Genomic DNA, 14,751 nt, shown 5'->3' with positions numbered 1-14,751 from the left:
CTACAATAAATTAAGATTGTTCAGTAATTTTTCACGGTAGGTTTTGCCCACGGTCACGGTTTTATTGCCAACCATGAGCCAGGCGCCGCTGCCTTCAATACGATCAATGGCAGAGGCCCTGACGATAGCGGAACGGTGCACTTGCAGAAAATCCTGCATGGGCAATTTGACGGCAATCTCTCTGAGCGGGCTTCTGACCAAATACTCGTCTTCGGCAGTAGAGACGGTACAATAACGGTCTTTTGCAACCTCAATGAGCAGGATGTCTTCAAAACGGACCTTGTGGATCATATCCCCTGCTTTGACAAACAAGGCTTGCTGCAATGCAATGCCATTTTCCCATTCCGGAGCGGAAGTTACAGGGTCCCGCTCCTGTTGATCTTTGGCGAAACGGTAGATCGCCAGCTCCAAAGCCGCCTGTAGGTCCTGTTGTGTGAACGGCTTTACCAGATAGCCGTAGGGCAGGGTGTTCTTTGCCCGGTCCAGGGTAGCCCGGTCAGCCCGTGCCGTGGTGTAAATGATGGGAAGGGGCCGAAGTTGGTTGATACGTTTGGCAAGGGCAATCCCGTCCTGCTGCCCGTTGATTTCGATATCCATCAGTACAACATCCGGCTTGGTGGAAAAAAGTAATTCGAGGGCCTGTTTGGCATTGTCTGCCAGGCCTGCCAATTCATAGCCCAACTCCTGAATGACGACAAACAGGAACTCCTGATGAATCGGATTGTCTTCTATTCCGAGTATTTTGATCATGCGTCCAACATCCGGGGTTTAATATTGAATCGAAAACTCATAACGATCGTCTTCTAATCCCGTTTCCTTAAATAGGTACGGGTTATCAGACAGAGGGATTCAAAATTAGTTCAATTTGGTGCAGGACAGAAAAATGCCCGGTAATATGGAAGGTTTTTTCAGGTTTGTAATGTGCATATAGTATAATATTTGGTGTCTTTTGCGCAAGCAGTACTATTCGTAAGCCAATACTTCGACAAGGTATGCCCCTGAGTACCCCAAATCCTTGAGCTCGCTGCGCATATCCTCTGCTTCCTGACGGGAGCGGAAACATTTCTTGGTTTCCACCACCCACACCTGCTCACAGGGCCGGTAGCGGGCCACAAGATACTTGTGGAAAGGGTAGTCCTTAGGATGCGTAAACTTTAGGATGGCCACTTGTACCTTATATTCAGTTACAGGTTGGGTCTCGAACCTAGGTAAGGCCGGAGGCTTTGACATAGCTCCTTTGTCGTACATCACGGGGATTTCATCGCAATAGGAGGGGCGCTCCTGTGCCTGGCTTAGAATTGGCAACAAGCAAATGCTGATCAGGAGGATAAAATATTTGGCTACATGCATGAGGATCTGTTTGTGGTGTCACACTTCTTGTCTGTGTATTGACCAAGGCAAAATAACGATTTTATTGCAAAAATAGTGTTGGGCGTTTTATCTTCCTGCCTGAATCAATTTATGACTAATGAATCGTTTACTGCTGCTACTGTCTTTTCTTGCCCTTAACTTCACCATTCTACTGGCTCAGCCCGATGACCCGCTGCGTACTAAAGCCAATGAGCTCGCCCAGCAGTTTATCATCACCGATGGGCATGTGGACTTACCGTACCGCTTGCGGGTACAGAATTTTCGGCTGGAACGGGAGTACCTGGGCATCCCGGTAGAAACGGACAAAGGCGATTTTGATTACGTTCGGGCTAAGGCAGGGGGGCTGGACGCGCCTTTCATGTCTATATTTATTCCGGCTTCGCGGGAAGACAACGGAGCGAAGGCGCTGGCAGACTCCCTCATCGATATGGTGGTGGGCATTACAGAAGTGCACCCGGATAAGTTCGCCCTTGCTAATGCTCCCGCTGAAGTGGAGGCTAATTTTAAAAAGGGCATCGTCTCTCTGCCTATGGGCATGGAGAATGGCTCGCCCATTGAGCGGAAGCTCGAAAATGTGCAGTACTGGCATGATCGGGGCATCCGCTACATCACCCTCACGCATAGCAAAGACAACCACATCTGCGATTCCTCCTACGATACCACGGGTACCTGGAATGGCCTTAGCCCATTCGGGGAACAGGTCGTCCGCGAGATGAACCGGGTAGGGATCATGGTGGATATCTCCCATGTTTCCGATAGTACCTTCTGGCAGGTGATGGAAATGACGGATGTGCCCTGCATCGCTTCGCACTCCTCCTGCCGTAAATTTACGCCAGGCTTCGAGCGCAATATGAATGACGATATGATCCGCCGTCTGGCAGAAAACAACGGCGTCATGCAGATCAACTTCGGCTCCACTTTCCTCGACGGCAATATCTCGAAGCAGTTGGATGAAAAACGGGCGGAACTCACCCGGCTTTTGGAGGAGAAGGGTTTGAGTTACGACGACGAGGAAGCCCAACCTGTGATTGACAAATTTCAGGAAGAAAACGAGGTGCTGATGGCGGATGTAAAAACCGTGGCCGATCATATTGATCATGTGGTAAGTCTTGTGGGCGTTGATCACGTAGGATTTGGATCGGACTACGATGGAGTGGGCGATACCCTTCCTACCGGCCTGAAGGATGTCTCTCAGTACCCCAATCTCATTTACGAACTACTGCAGCGCGGCTACACGGAATCTGATATCGAAAAAATCTGCTACAAAAATGTGTGGCGGGTATGGCAGGCGGTGGAGGATGCAGCGGAGTGACCCCTGTTAACAGCGGGCGTACTCAATGTATTTGGCAATAGTATCTGCTTTGGTTTTTCCTTCAAGCTTTTCGACCAAATAGAGCGCCCCGTCAATCCCGGAGGAAACACCGGCTGAAGTTACGATCTTTCCGGAGTCCACATACTTCACGCCAGTTAAGACTTCACTCTGTGGTGCTTCCTGCTTCAAGCGCTCTATTTCCCCGTGGAAGGTAGTCACGCGGTGCCCGTTCAGCAGCCCGGCGGTGGCATAGTAAAATACGCCGGTGCAAACACTGAAGAGCAACTGACAGGCCGGGGCTCTTTCCTGTATCCATTGGATCACTTCCGGTTGTTGGACGGCTTCCTCTGAATTGCCGCCGAAAGTAGCCAGTATATCTACCGGCGGGCAGTCCGTGATATCGTATTGTGGCAGTATCTTTACTATCCCCTGACTGGTCACCGGGTTTTTGTCCCGGGCAACGATGAAGATGTCCCACCCGGCATTAGAAAAGACCTCAACCGGGCCGGCAAAGTCAAGGATTTCCATGCCCGGATGGATGAGGGCAGCTATGCGTAAGTGGTTTTGCATTAGGATAGGTTGAGATTAAGGTCTGGAATCGGTTAAAAGCTAGCCCGGGATTTCAGCGCCGCAGCGCTTCAATGACATCCCCTACATTCCGGCGTTCGAAGGTTTGCGTTAGCCTGAGCCCGTTTCTTAGTGCCCATGCTGGCGGGCGGGCGACCCAACTGCCAAGCTGATGGACCCATTGGTCTGCCTGTTCAAGCCGTTGCTCGTAGGCTGAGCCATTCAGCCGCCAAAGCTCGCAGGCCAGTTCCCAGGAAAATGCCCGGGCATTGCTCATACTGAAGTTGATGATGGCTTCATCTTTATCATTCCCCAGCCAGTCTGCCAGAAAAAACAAAGGCGATACCCGGCTCATCCGATCCTGCAGTTCGTCCACGATCTCCGCCAGGATTTCATTGACTTTTTCAAAGTCATGCTTCAGTGGCAGCAGAGGCTTGTCTTTCATCAGCTGGCTGGCGGCAATCGCCAAATCGTAGTTGATGTGCGCATTCATGCCTAGTAAGATGTGCTGAATAATAGCCAAAGGGGAACGGGTGCTTTCAAAAGCTAAGCCCCAGCACCGGGCGATGGGCGTGCCGCGCTGCCAGTTCTCATAGGCATCCAGATAAAGATTGGCAAAGGCCACATCGAACCGCTCCATGCGAGGCCCATCTTCAAAGGCTCTCCGTGCAATAGCCCGTTGTACCTGATCGGTGGTCCGGCGGTAGATATAGGCAAACAGCCCTACAGGGTCTCCATTGGCAATGGCTGTGGCTATGATACGGTCGAGGGCATCAAGGACCTCTCTTATGGTTGTTGGGCGCATGATCGTGGGGTATTAGGCTTTCAAAATAAGAAAAATTGGGGAACAACTTTCAGCCTATATTAGTAGCAGGCCGTTAACTACAGCCATTCAAGCGCTGAATTCCGCCAAAAATTCTATTTTTGCCCGTCAAGTCCAAAACCAAATCGCCATGCGGAATACGTTTCTTCTTTTCTTTGTGATCCTGTCTTCCTCTGCTTTACAAGCGCAGTTTAGCACCCTGGAGCAGCGCCTTTATGAGCTCCCCGATGTGCTTTTCAAAGCTATTGAGGCGCCCGATGGGTTCGAAGCGGCCTATGAGCTGCACATCAGACAGCCTATTGACCACGAAAATCCGGAAAAAGGGCACTTCTATCAGCGTGCCTACCTGTCGCACCGTAGCTTTGATGCTCCGATGGTACTGGCTACCGAGGGCTATATGCGCCCTTCCAACCGTATGTACGAACTCACTGGCTACCTCGATGCCAATCAGGTGGATGTGGAGCACCGCTACTTCGGTACTTCTTCGCCGGATTCACTGGATTATACCTACCTGAACCTGAAGCAGGTGACGGCAGATTTGCACCATATCCGTACCCTGCTCGGGCAACTGTACACGCAGCCCTGGATGAGTACGGGCATTAGCAAAGGGGGGCAAACGACTATTTTTTACCGTTACTTTTACCCTGATGACGTGGCTGCTTCCGTGCCCTACGTAGCGCCCCTCAACCTCGACCTCACGGACGACCGGATTTACGAATTTCTGGCGAATGTAGGCACGGAAGAATGTCGGAAAGGCATCCGTGATGTGCAAATGCGCGTGTTAAAAAACCGGGAGGAATTGCTGCCCCTGCTCCGCTGGCACGCCAAAGGCGCAGGCATGGAATTTACCTATCTCAGTCTGGAAGAAGCTTTCGAATATGCGGTTTTGGAATACCCTTTCTCTTTCTGGCAACTGGGGCATGACTGCGATGCCATCCCGGGCAAAACAGCTGACCTGGAAACCCTGCTGGAGCACTTTGTCAAGGTTGTGGGTTTAGACTTCTACTCCGATGCCTCTATGTTTGGCTACGCCTCGCACTACTGGCAGGCGGGCGATGAGATGGGCTACTATGGCTTTCAGACCAAGCCCTTCAAGGGATTACTAAAGGAAATTACCGAAGAGGAGCCGACCGCCATCTTTATGCCGGGCAAAGCTCCGATGAAGTTTGATCCTGCTTTCGTAAAGTCTGTCTACAACTGGACACAGCGCGAAGCCGATGAAATGATCTACATCTACGGCGCAATCGATACCTGGACCGCTACCGGCGTCCCCGTTTCTGATAAGGTAGATGCGAAGTGGTTTGTCATGGAAGGCAAAGACCACGGCAGTGCCCGCATCCGTAATATGAGCGAAGCGGAGCGTACGGAGCTCCTGCAAACCCTGGAGCAGTGGATGAATGCAAGTAAAAATTAAATGATACTCAGAGCTATGAGAATTTTGCTGATTTTGCTGGCGCTAAGTTTTAGCGCTATTGTACTGAATGCACAAGATACAGAGGCAGGGGATACCACCATCTACCGGGCATTGGAGCGCCCGCCCCGTTTCCCTGCATGCGAACAACTGGATACCACGCTGATAGTCATACAGAAATGTGCAGAGCAGTCTTTGCTGGAGTTTATGTACAGCAATATCCGCTACCCGCAAGAAGCCCGGCAGCAGAATCTGGAGGGTAATGTGGTGGCCACCTTTGTGGTGGAGAAAGACGGCAGCCTTTCCAATCTGTCCGTTCTGAAAGATATAGGCGGTGGCGCCGGGCTGGAAGTACTCCGGGTGATTGAGGCCATGAATAATGCTGAAATCCGCTGGGTGCCCGCGGAAAGAGAAGGGAAACCGGTCCGTTTTCAGTATACCCTGCCTATTAAGTTTAAACTGGAGGAAGCCCCTCCTTACACGATGGTCGGCCGGGATTCGGTTTATACCATCTATGACACGCCCCTTGAATTTACGGGCGGGCAGGAGGCCCTTATGGCTTACCTTAAGGATAACCTGGATTACCCTGAGGTGCCTGCCGATACCTGTATTGTGGGCCGTATTGAGCTTCAGCTACTTGTGCGCCCCTCCGGTGAGGTACGCATTCTTGATCTGGTGGATTACAATGACCTGGGCTTCGATTTTTGGTATGAAGCCGTCAATGCAGCGACCTCCACCTATGGCAAATGGGATATCGCCACCTTCGAGGGTCGGGAAGTATCAGCTGCATTCGACCTGAGCCTGCCCTTTATCCCCGAAAATGCAGCTTGTGCCACCCTGGTGGAAGCGTACGAAGCGGCAAATACGCTGGCACAAGAAGGCGCCAAGTTGTTTGCTGAAGAGGAACAGGAACCGGGCCTCGCTAAACTGACGCAGGCCATTGATATGTTCCCGAACAATGCGGAATTTCTGCTCATGCGCGGTCAGGCTTATCTGGACATGCAGCGCTACAGTGAGGCTTGTTCTGACTTGCGCCTCGCGCGTTCCATTTCATTGGTGACCTGGTATGATGCGGTGCTGCCGATTATTTGCCGGCAGTAGAAAACGAAGAGCATGAGAAAGCGGGGGCTGGCTATATTAATTGCGGTACTGGCCCTGCCGGTGGTTTTCAACTACCATTCGGAGCAGCCGGTGGAAGCTCTGCGTGCGGCTTATACCTATTCGGAGTCTGCATTTATGGAAGTCATGGGCATGCCGGTTCATTACCGTTCCGTAGGGGAGGGCCCGGTTCTGCTCCTCCTGCACGGTACCGGCGCAACGCTCCACACCTGGGAAGGCTGGACAGCTGAATTGCGGGATTCCTTCCGGGTCATTAGCGTGACTTTACCTGCCTTCGGACTTACCGGCCCACGTCCGGATGAGGATTATTCTATCCCTGCCTATGTTGATTTTGTAGAGGCTTTTGCCAAAAAGGTAGGCTTGGAGCGGTTTTACCTGGCTGGTAACTCACTGGGCGGGTTGATTGCCTGGGAATATGCCCTGGCTCACCCGGAGCGCCTCCAAAAGCTGGTGTTGCTTAATGCCTCCGGCTGGCCCCGCGATAAGGAAATGCCCTTGGCGATGCGCCTGGCCCGCAAGCCGGTCTTTAAGCAATTGCTGCAGCGAATTACCCCCAAAGCGCTCTTCCGGAAGTCACTCCGCGAAGTGTACGCCAATCCTGATCGCATTCCGGATACCCTGGTCGACCGGTACTTTGACCTTTTTCTGCGGAAGGGCAACCGCCGGGCCTATGTGCAGCGCTTAAATCAGTCTTATCAGCCCGATCCCGGTCAGCTTTCCGAACTTGATATTCCCACCCTTATCCTCTGGGGTGAGCAGGATACCTGGATTCCTGTTGCGGATGCATACCGGTTTGACGAGGTACTGCCTAACAGCCAACTCTTGATTTATCCGGATGCCGGCCATGTGCCCATGGAGGAATGGCCAGTGCGTACGGCGGAGGATGTCCGTAACTTCCTGCAATAGTAAGTTGGTTTTTAGGGCTTCACGAGTGGGGTGCCTGCATCATCAGCCGGCAGCAGAAGTTCATAATCAAACCCATTCAAAAGGGCTTGCAGGCGTTCCGATTGAGGTGGAGCAATCTGCCCCTGAGCGACTGCCTCCCGGATTGGGCGGAGGTCAATGAGCGCAAAAGCATCCTTCCGGGCTTGCAGGAGTAAGGGCAGGTTATGGCAATAATAGCGGTTGCGTTTTTCGAGCCAGTCGATCACGGCACCGTCCTCAGTGCGGTAGTAGCGGTTCCAGACCGCGATGTTGATGCTTTCCAGGCCCGCTTTGCTGGCAAGTGTTTGGGTGAGTTCCCCCAGGTCGAGCTCCCCTCCTGATGCTACTTTACTGGCGTGCAGCCGGCCGATTTTGACAAAAACTTTAGGCGCGCCATGCAGATCATATTGTTCTTGAAAGTTATCCCTGATGTATTGCACCCGGTCTCCGTGTGAGGTACCGCCCCGGTAACGGTCGTAAATGTCCCAGCTGATTTTCAGGTCGTGCAACAGGGCTTCGGCTTCCGGGGAATGAGCTTCCAGGGCACTGAAATAGGCTTTTACCGCTGGCTCCTTTAAGATGCGCCCAAATACGGGAAAGCCTTCATCGTCCTGATCTTCCTGTATCATCCACTCCCGGATAGTGGCAACGGCGGCTTGATGGAGTTCCTTGGGCACGGCTTCCGGTTCCAACTGACTTTGCAGCCAATCCAGCAGAAAAAATACCGATGAAAAATACTCCTGATCTACCCCCCAAATGGAAAAGCCTTCCCGGCAAAGTGCCTGAAGAAAGGCGGCATCTTCTTGCAGTTCGAAGAAGGGCATCGGTACGTCAGCGATAGCTTCAAACTGGTATTGTTTATAGAATGCGGCGAGGTTGGCCGGTACATTTTCGGGCACTTTGGTCAGTTGCTCCAGGTACTGTGCAGAATGAGGGCCGATTTCGCACGCAAAGTGACGGAAACCGTTTGTGCGGAGCATGGGGGCTAATTGTTCCACAAAGCGGGACAGGGTTGGGGAGCCGTGGGTTTCTCCCAGTACCAGGATTTGGGCAGCTTGTACCGCCTGTTCGAGCGCTTGGGCCCCTTCACCGGTAAACCCCTCCGGCGTGAGTTGGAAATAGTGCGTATGGGATGCGACAAAAGCACTATCCACTGTGGGCAATGCTGAGCTTGGGATGTTGGTTTTGGGAGTCTGACAGGCCCAAATCAGGAATAAGGTAAAGTATAGCAGGTATTTCATAGCTGGAGTAATTTGTGCCCGGCAGCTGTTGTGGGCCACCGGGCAGTTGTCTGTCGGGTGATTTATCGAACGGTAAAGTCGTTCAGGCTGTCGAATTCTACTAATTCATAGCGGGGGGAGCACTCGTAAAGCCAGCGCAGGATGCCCATGTGCCCGGCTCCGAAGAGAATAAGTACCCGGTCATTGTCCTGAATATCCAATTGCTGGATTTTATGGAAAATGCGCAGGTTGCGGTTCATCCAGAACATGGACAGCGCATCGGGGCCTTCAAAAGCGTCCGAGTCAAACTGCCCTCCGGAAATGTACGCCCCGAAGTAACGGTCGATGACCTTGTCCTGATTGAGGTACAGGAAGTTTTCCAGCAGGGTGTTGTGCGGCATTTGTTTGTCACTGTAAGTGTACCATTCCTTGTAGCGCTTCATCCACTCATCTTTGCCCCCAAAGTAATGGCGGTCGCCAATCCTTTTAATGTATTGATCGGCTTCCGAGTCTCCAATTTTGTCATGCAGATCGCCCAGTAACCCCCATGCATCGCAGCCGTAAATCGTATCCAGCCCTAGCTGGTCCATCAGGCGAATGCCGACCTGATCGCGTTCATTGGCATATAGTTCCTCTTCGCCTTTTTTCCAGCGGCGGTAGCGGTTCATGAGGTAGCCGGTATTGGCACCCGATTCTACGATGATTTTGGTGGGCTGAAACTGGGCTACATAATCCAGGAGCTCCTGCAGTTCTTCCTGCCGCTTAGGCGTGAAAATATTGATCTTGTCTTCCTCCTTGGTCTTGTGCTCGTCCAAACCGGGATAAGCAAAATGCCAGGTGCCCATGAGCAGTACCTGAGGTACCTGCCGGTCGCCGATGAGGAACTCGTCCGGGCCCTTGTAGGGCATCTCCTGGGCAGTGGACAATTGAAAGAAGCATAAAGCGATGAAAATAGGGATAATGGATTTCATTGGTGATAATTTTAGAGTTTAGAAATGGTCAAAAAAGCATTTATGGGCCAGTCCTGTTGAAGCAGCAAGACTTCGTAGAAGTCGCATGTTGCCCGCTATTATAGGAAATGCCCCTGGGAGCTTATCTCCGACCGGCTCCCAGTACTTTTTATCTTGCAATTCAGCTTTTGATTGGTATTGTTATAGATGACGAAGCACAAACACAAAAGTGCAGCCCCCATCCACGGCTTCCAACTGCAATCGGTAACCCAGAGGATTTCCCCGGTCAGTGCTAAAAATCAAAACAGTGGGCATTCACCGGGCAATCCGGCGCATTCACCGATAGAATCTCCCCGACAGCCTATCCTTCGGGGGCATACTGCCCATGAATTGCTTAGTTTTAGCCTAAAATTGATCCGGGATGAAACCTAAATACGGCGTTTTGCTCATCTGGAGTGTGGCCTTTTTCCTGGTGTACGTGGAGCTCAGAGATATTGCTGATGACGGCATTCAAAGCTTTGTGGATACCTGGACCAGCCAAAAGGGTGTATTGCTGTCTTTGTCGTCCCTAATTGCGGATATTTTGTATGCCTTTGGCTGCTATTCTGTGCTTTTTTGGCTCAAGGGCAAGCCGAACCTGCTGCTTGGCGTATTACTTTTCGCGGTGTATCCATTTACCGCTGCTATCCGGTTTTTGATCGAGGAAGTACTTTACCTGCGCTGGTTTGGCTTTGATAATTACTACGATCAGATGAGCACCAGTGCTTACCTGCTGGATAATTTGTACTATGCTATTCCCTTTTCAGCGGTAGGTATCGTGTTTTACTTTTCACAGTATTCCCGTTTCCGGGAGCGGCAAAGCCAGGCGTTGCTGATTCAAAACCAGAAGACGGAGCTGGCCTTTTTGCGGTCGCAGATCAATCCCCATTTCCTTTTCAATACCCTGAACAATGTCTATACTCTGGTCTACCAAAAGTCAGATAAGGCACTCGAAGCCATGGAAAAGCTGACGGGCCTGCTCCGGTATGCATTGTACGAGAATGCCGAGCAAGTGCCTCTGGAACGGGAAGTGAGTTACATTCAGGACTTCATCAGCCTTCAGCGCCTGCGGTACGGGTACGAAGTGCAGCTGCAACTGGAGGTGTCCAAAAATCTGGACGGGCTGGTCATCCCTCCATTTGCGCTCATCCCCTTTGTGGAGAATGCCTTTAAGCACGGCGAGCTGCGGAACCCGGAGCATCCGGTGGTCATCCGGGTGGAGCGTACGGCAGAGGCTTTGGTCTTTCACACCCAAAATGCCCTGCGGGTGCAGCAAAAGGATCAGGTGGGTGGCATCGGCCTGGCCAATATCCGCAAACGCTTATCTTTGATTTATGAAGATCAGCATGAGTGGGCCGTCGAAGCAACCCAAAATCAATTCGAAGTCACCCTTAAAATCCCTATTGCCCTATGCTCCGATGTGTAATTGTGGATGATGAGCCCCTGGCCATACAATTGTTGTCCGACTATGTCCGAAAAACTCCCGATTTGGAATTGGCGGAGGCTTTTTCCAACCCCATTGAGGCTTTGCAGTACCTGCAGGGGCAGACAGACTTGCTGCTCTTTTTGGATGTGCAAATGCCCGAGCTCACCGGCATTCAGGTGATGAAAATCCTGAATCAGCGCCTGCCGGTCATCCTCACCACTGCTTATGAGCAATATGCGCTGCAAGGGTACGAACACAACGTGGTGGATTACCTGATGAAACCGATCTCTTACGACCGTTTTTACCAGGCCGTGCAAAAGGTAGAGGCCGGTGAAAGGAATCCGGCTTCAGAAGCTCAGGAGGCAGAAGCGAGCGCCTCCTACTTATTTGTGAAAACGGAATACCGCCTGCAGCGCGTCGACTACGCTGATATCGCTTATTTGGAAGGGCAGGGCGACTATGTGGCCATCCACACGCCGACCGGCCGTATAATGACATTGGAAAACATGAAGCATTTTGAAGAGGTGCTGCCGACAGCTTTATTTGTGCGCACGCACCGGTCCTATATCGTGTCCATTCCCAAAATCGACTACATTGAGCGCAACCGGGTGGTAATTGGGAAGGAGCGCCTGCCGATTAGTGAGGGGTACCGGAAGAGCGTGATGGGTAGATTGAAAGGGTAATAGGGTCGGCTATCTTAGCCTTTGCCTAATCCACTCAAAAAGCTTTCGCATCCTGCCCAATCAGATAGTTCGCCACCCAGCCGTAAGCGAATATGCCCAGTGCAAAAACAATGATTAGCCAACTGCCGAGGGTGGGTACAAGTGCTCCAATAATGCCAACAGCTGCCAGTGCCAGGCTGTAAATGGTCAGGGAACGCCGGGCTTTGGTGCCTTCACTGACGGAGAAAGTGCCGCCGGCAGGGACTAAAAGCAATCCAAAAACAAGGCCCAGGAATAGCAGTTGTCCGGCATCGCTAATGAAATAGCCGGCCAGGGAAAGTACTGATAGTCCGACCAGGCCACCAGCGATATTGGAGCCCATTTTTTCATCTTCTGTGAGGGCGTGCTTACCAATAGGATGAAGGCGTAGGAAGAGGTTCGCTATCGGCACTGCAATCCAGGAAGACAGCGCAAACAGTACGTACAGGGCGATAATTGGGTAGAGCAGGGGGGCCAGCGCAGGGTTGCTCCGTGCCACACCCAGTACTACCCGGTAGATGATGTACGCTCCAATCACCACTGCCCAACGGTTTTGCTCATTCATTTTCGCCATCCAAAGGAAATACTTCAGGATGCCGCGGTAAAAGAAGTTCTCGCCCTTGATCGCTTCCTTGAGGCCAGACCGGGCATATTCGTTATTGGGGTTCAGGCGAAGGGCTTCCCGGAAGTTTTGCTGGGCCTCTTTGAAGCGCCCTTGTTCAATGGCTACCCAGCCGCGGTTAGCGTGGGAATAGCTATCCTCAGGTGCTTTGTGCAGGGCGTAGTCAATCGTCTGAGCGGCTTCTGCTTTGCGGTTGAGTTTCACCAGGGCTTGTGCCCGTATGTTGACCAGGTTGACATTTTCCGCATCCTGTTCCAGCCCCTGTTCGGCAGCGTTGAGGGCTTCCTGCCATTTTTCCTCATAGAAGGCGACATGGGCGAGCAGCAGGAAAAAGTCTGCATCCGCCGGGTTGAGCTGAAGCCCCTGCCGGATCATTTCGCGTGCCTTCCTGGTGTTCTGATTGTAAAAGTACGCCCTTGCCATGGTGTAGAGCAGGAACGGATCGTTGGGGGCATGGCCCATGGCACGTTCGCCTAGTTCCAGGGCTTCAGCGTAGCGTTTGCCGCTGAGGTAGCATTCTGCCAGCCAGGCCATGGCGTAGGCGTCATTAGGTGCGTGGCTGAGCGCTTGCTTAAATTCCTTTTCGGCATCAGCCAGCCGCTTTTGGGCCAGGAGCAGCTTGCCTCGTTCCAGATGAATGTTGATCATTTCTTAATCTTGAGGTAGTCGAGGATTTCATCATAAATGCCCGCCTCATTGGCAAAGAGGGCGTAGTTCTTGGCGGTACTGAACCATTCCCTGGTGGTTGCCCGGTGCTTTTTGATGGCTTGTTCGAGGTCCTTGGTCTCCAAAGGCTGAGGCGTTCCCGTGCGAATGGCTTCTTCCAGTTTGCCTTCTATGGCGCGGTCAATGATGGCCTCCAGGTCGGCCCCGGAAAAGTCACCGGTCTTTTTGACCAGTTTGCTGTAGTTCAGCTCGCTTACCGGCTTGCCTTTGAGTTTGAGCTTCAGGATGGCTTCGCGGGCGGCAGGGTCGGGAGGGGGTACAAAAATGATGCGATCGAAGCGTCCCGGCCGGCGGAAGGCAGAGTCGAGGTGCCAGGGTGCGTTGGTGGCTGCCAATACCAGTACGCCTTCATTATTATACTCTACGCCATCCAATTCGGCGAGGAACTGATTGATGACATTTCGTCCGGCACTGTGGCGCATATCCGACCGGCTGGCCCCCAGAGCGTCCACTTCGTCAAAGAACAGAACGCAGGGTTTCAGGCTTCGGGCTTTTTCGAATATAGCGTGGAGGTTGCGCTCGCTCTGCCCGATGTACATATCCAGGATATCGCTGATGCCTACGGCCAGGAAATTGGAGCCTACTTCTCCGGCAGTGGCTCTTGCAAGGTGGGTCTTCCCACAGCCGGGCGGGCCGTACAGCAAAATACCGCCACCAATTTTTTTCCCATAGGCCTGGTAAATTTCCGGGTGTTTCAGCGGATGGAGAATTTTCATGCGGACTTCCTCTTTTACCTGTTCCATTCCACCGACGTCTTCAAAGGTGGTCTCGGGCCGCTCGATGTCAATGCTCTTGTCTTGGTCTTCACCTTCGTCCCCACCGGATTTGAGCTTGATTTTTTCCGGTTCCGGTTGACCTTTAATTTGCAGGTTGATCTCTGATTCCAGGTAGGCATCGCGGAGTTTATCGTTGATGGCGATGGCATTTTCGTAGGCTTCCTTAGCCGCTTCGGCTTGCTGGCTTTGCAGCAGTAGTTTGGCGTATACGAGCCATGCTTTTGCGGGTGGTGCCGGGGCTTCGACTAGTTCTTCGATCAGTACCAGCCCGGAGCCGGTTTTCTGTTGGGCGCGGAAGGCATCGGCGAGGCCGATCTTGAGGTCTGTGTCGGCTGCGTTGAGGCGGAGTGCGGCTTTATACTCGGCTTCGGCTTCTTCGTGGCGGTCCTGTTTCATTAGCGCATTGGCAAGGAGTTTCCGCAGTGGGAGGTTGTCTGGAGCGCTTTTGAGGGCTTCGCGTAGTTGTTGTATTTCGTCCATGTGGTCCTTTCTTCTTTTGGGAAGGGTAAGGTACGGAATTTGGGGGAGAGTTGGGAGGGGGCGGTGGGTAGTTTGGGAGTGGGGAGTCTTGCAGTCGGCAGTGGGCAGTCTTGGAGTGGGCAGTTTGGGAGTGGGGAGTTTGGGAGTGGGGAGTCTTGCAGTCGGGAGTGGGCAGTCTTGGAGTGGGCAGTTTGGGAGTGGGGAGTTGGCAGTCTTGTAGTGGGCAGTGGGCAGTCTGGGAGTGGGGGAGTCTTGCAGTCGGCAGTGGGCAGTCTGGGAGTGGG

General features: G+C 52.5%; 14 protein-coding genes and 1 pseudogene. 7 read left to right on the top strand and 8 right to left on the bottom strand.

The window, feature by feature from the left end:
* Together MRY86_RS25045 and MRY86_RS25040 are read right to left on the bottom strand one after the other, a co-directional pair.
* Positions 1-750: a response regulator gene (locus MRY86_RS25045; protein ID WP_293569419.1), complete on the bottom strand. Its 750-nt coding sequence runs from the start codon at positions 748-750 to the stop codon at positions 1-3.
* 213 nt (positions 751-963) lie between these two features.
* Complete coding sequence (locus MRY86_RS25040; protein ID WP_293569421.1) at positions 964-1,350, bottom strand: hypothetical protein; 387 nt, start codon at positions 1,348-1,350, stop codon at positions 964-966.
* Between the two features lie 118 nt (positions 1,351-1,468).
* On the opposite strand from MRY86_RS25040, the gene MRY86_RS25035 reads away from it, so the two are divergent.
* Positions 1,469-2,683 carry a dipeptidase gene (locus MRY86_RS25035; protein ID WP_293569423.1) on the top strand — a complete coding sequence of 405 codons (1,215 nt, stop codon included), beginning with the start codon at positions 1,469-1,471 and terminating at the stop codon, positions 2,681-2,683.
* A 6-nt stretch (positions 2,684-2,689) separates the two neighbouring features.
* Here the strand turns inward: MRY86_RS25035 and MRY86_RS25030 are convergent, their stop codons facing one another.
* Both MRY86_RS25030 and MRY86_RS25025 read right to left on the bottom strand, forming a co-directional pair.
* Positions 2,690-3,253 carry a DJ-1/PfpI family protein gene (locus MRY86_RS25030; protein WP_293569425.1) on the bottom strand — a complete coding sequence of 188 codons (564 nt, stop codon included), beginning with the start codon at positions 3,251-3,253 and terminating at the stop codon, positions 2,690-2,692.
* Positions 3,254-3,305: 52 nt separating this feature from the next.
* Complete coding sequence (locus MRY86_RS25025) at positions 3,306-4,055, bottom strand: DUF5995 family protein (protein WP_293569427.1); 750 nt, start codon at positions 4,053-4,055, stop codon at positions 3,306-3,308.
* Between the two features lie 148 nt (positions 4,056-4,203).
* On the opposite strand from MRY86_RS25025, the gene MRY86_RS25020 reads away from it, so the two are divergent.
* Genes MRY86_RS25020 through MRY86_RS25010 form a run of 3 tightly spaced genes read left to right on the top strand, consistent with a single transcriptional unit; the run spans position 4,204 to position 7,509 of the window.
* Positions 4,204-5,487 carry a S28 family serine protease gene (locus MRY86_RS25020; RefSeq protein WP_293569428.1) on the top strand — a complete coding sequence of 428 codons (1,284 nt, stop codon included), beginning with the start codon at positions 4,204-4,206 and terminating at the stop codon, positions 5,485-5,487.
* Between the two features lie 15 nt (positions 5,488-5,502).
* Complete coding sequence (locus MRY86_RS25015; RefSeq protein ID WP_293569430.1) at positions 5,503-6,585, top strand: TonB family protein; 1,083 nt, start codon at positions 5,503-5,505, stop codon at positions 6,583-6,585.
* Positions 6,586-6,597: 12 nt separating this feature from the next.
* Complete coding sequence (locus tag MRY86_RS25010; RefSeq protein WP_293569432.1) at positions 6,598-7,509, top strand: alpha/beta hydrolase; 912 nt, start codon at positions 6,598-6,600, stop codon at positions 7,507-7,509.
* Between the two features lie 11 nt (positions 7,510-7,520).
* Here the strand turns inward: MRY86_RS25010 and MRY86_RS25005 are convergent, their stop codons facing one another.
* Together MRY86_RS25005 and MRY86_RS25000 are read right to left on the bottom strand one after the other, a co-directional pair.
* Positions 7,521-8,768, bottom strand: coding sequence for a hypothetical protein (locus tag MRY86_RS25005; protein WP_293569434.1), 1,248 nt, complete (start codon positions 8,766-8,768; stop codon positions 7,521-7,523).
* Positions 8,769-8,830: 62 nt separating this feature from the next.
* Complete coding sequence (locus tag MRY86_RS25000; RefSeq protein ID WP_293569436.1) at positions 8,831-9,718, bottom strand: DUF5694 domain-containing protein; 888 nt, start codon at positions 9,716-9,718, stop codon at positions 8,831-8,833.
* A gap of 400 nt (positions 9,719-10,118) precedes the next feature.
* Between MRY86_RS25000 and MRY86_RS24995 the strand changes: the two genes are divergently transcribed.
* Positions 10,119-11,162, top strand: coding sequence for a histidine kinase (locus MRY86_RS24995; protein WP_293569438.1), 1,044 nt, complete (start codon positions 10,119-10,121; stop codon positions 11,160-11,162).
* On the top strand, positions 11,147-11,845 hold the full coding sequence (locus tag MRY86_RS24990) for a LytTR family DNA-binding domain-containing protein (protein WP_293569440.1): 699 nt from the start codon (positions 11,147-11,149) through the stop codon (positions 11,843-11,845). Before MRY86_RS24995 ends, MRY86_RS24990 begins: the two co-directional genes overlap by 16 nt.
* 34 nt (positions 11,846-11,879) lie before the next feature.
* On the opposite strand, the gene MRY86_RS24985 is transcribed toward MRY86_RS24990, so the two are convergent.
* Positions 11,880-13,133 (bottom strand): tetratricopeptide repeat protein, encoded by a 1,254-nt coding sequence (locus MRY86_RS24985; RefSeq protein WP_293569442.1) that lies wholly within the window; start codon positions 13,131-13,133, stop codon positions 11,880-11,882.
* Positions 13,130-14,467: an AAA family ATPase gene (locus MRY86_RS24980; protein WP_293569444.1), complete on the bottom strand. Its 1,338-nt coding sequence runs from the start codon at positions 14,465-14,467 to the stop codon at positions 13,130-13,132. Before MRY86_RS24980 ends, MRY86_RS24985 begins: the two co-directional genes overlap by 4 nt.
* Positions 14,468-14,506: 39 nt before the next feature.
* Between MRY86_RS24980 and MRY86_RS24975 the strand changes: the two are divergent.
* Positions 14,507-14,751 (top strand): annotated as a pseudogene (locus tag MRY86_RS24975) (hypothetical protein); the annotation flags it as partial.

Source organism: Phaeodactylibacter sp., assembly GCF_022763345.1.
Classification (GTDB): Bacteria; Bacteroidota; Bacteroidia; order Chitinophagales; family Saprospiraceae; genus Phaeodactylibacter.
Note: the sequence above shows the minus strand (reverse complement) of the source record. Positions and strands in the feature narration are given on the sequence as shown.

Coding starts and splice junctions, on each gene's coding strand:
- MRY86_RS24990 (WP_293569440.1), top strand. CDS start 11,147: ATGCTCCGATGTGTAATTGTGGATGATGAGCCCCTGGCCATACAATTG.
- MRY86_RS24980 (WP_293569444.1), bottom strand. CDS start 14,467: ATGGACGAAATACAACAACTACGCGAAGCCCTCAAAAGCGCTCCAGAC.
- MRY86_RS25015 (WP_293569430.1), top strand. CDS start 5,503: ATGAGAATTTTGCTGATTTTGCTGGCGCTAAGTTTTAGCGCTATTGTA.
- MRY86_RS25025 (WP_293569427.1), bottom strand. CDS start 4,055: ATGCGCCCAACAACCATAAGAGAGGTCCTTGATGCCCTCGACCGTATC.
- MRY86_RS25035 (WP_293569423.1), top strand. CDS start 1,469: ATGAATCGTTTACTGCTGCTACTGTCTTTTCTTGCCCTTAACTTCACC.
- MRY86_RS25000 (WP_293569436.1), bottom strand. CDS start 9,718: ATGAAATCCATTATCCCTATTTTCATCGCTTTATGCTTCTTTCAATTG.
- MRY86_RS25030 (WP_293569425.1), bottom strand. CDS start 3,253: ATGCAAAACCACTTACGCATAGCTGCCCTCATCCATCCGGGCATGGAA.
- MRY86_RS25010 (WP_293569432.1), top strand. CDS start 6,598: ATGAGAAAGCGGGGGCTGGCTATATTAATTGCGGTACTGGCCCTGCCG.
- MRY86_RS24995 (WP_293569438.1), top strand. CDS start 10,119: ATGAAACCTAAATACGGCGTTTTGCTCATCTGGAGTGTGGCCTTTTTC.
- MRY86_RS24985 (WP_293569442.1), bottom strand. CDS start 13,133: ATGATCAACATTCATCTGGAACGAGGCAAGCTGCTCCTGGCCCAAAAG.
- MRY86_RS25045 (WP_293569419.1), bottom strand. CDS start 750: ATGATCAAAATACTCGGAATAGAAGACAATCCGATTCATCAGGAGTTC.
- MRY86_RS25005 (WP_293569434.1), bottom strand. CDS start 8,768: ATGAAATACCTGCTATACTTTACCTTATTCCTGATTTGGGCCTGTCAG.
- MRY86_RS25040 (WP_293569421.1), bottom strand. CDS start 1,350: ATGCATGTAGCCAAATATTTTATCCTCCTGATCAGCATTTGCTTGTTG.
- MRY86_RS25020 (WP_293569428.1), top strand. CDS start 4,204: ATGCGGAATACGTTTCTTCTTTTCTTTGTGATCCTGTCTTCCTCTGCT.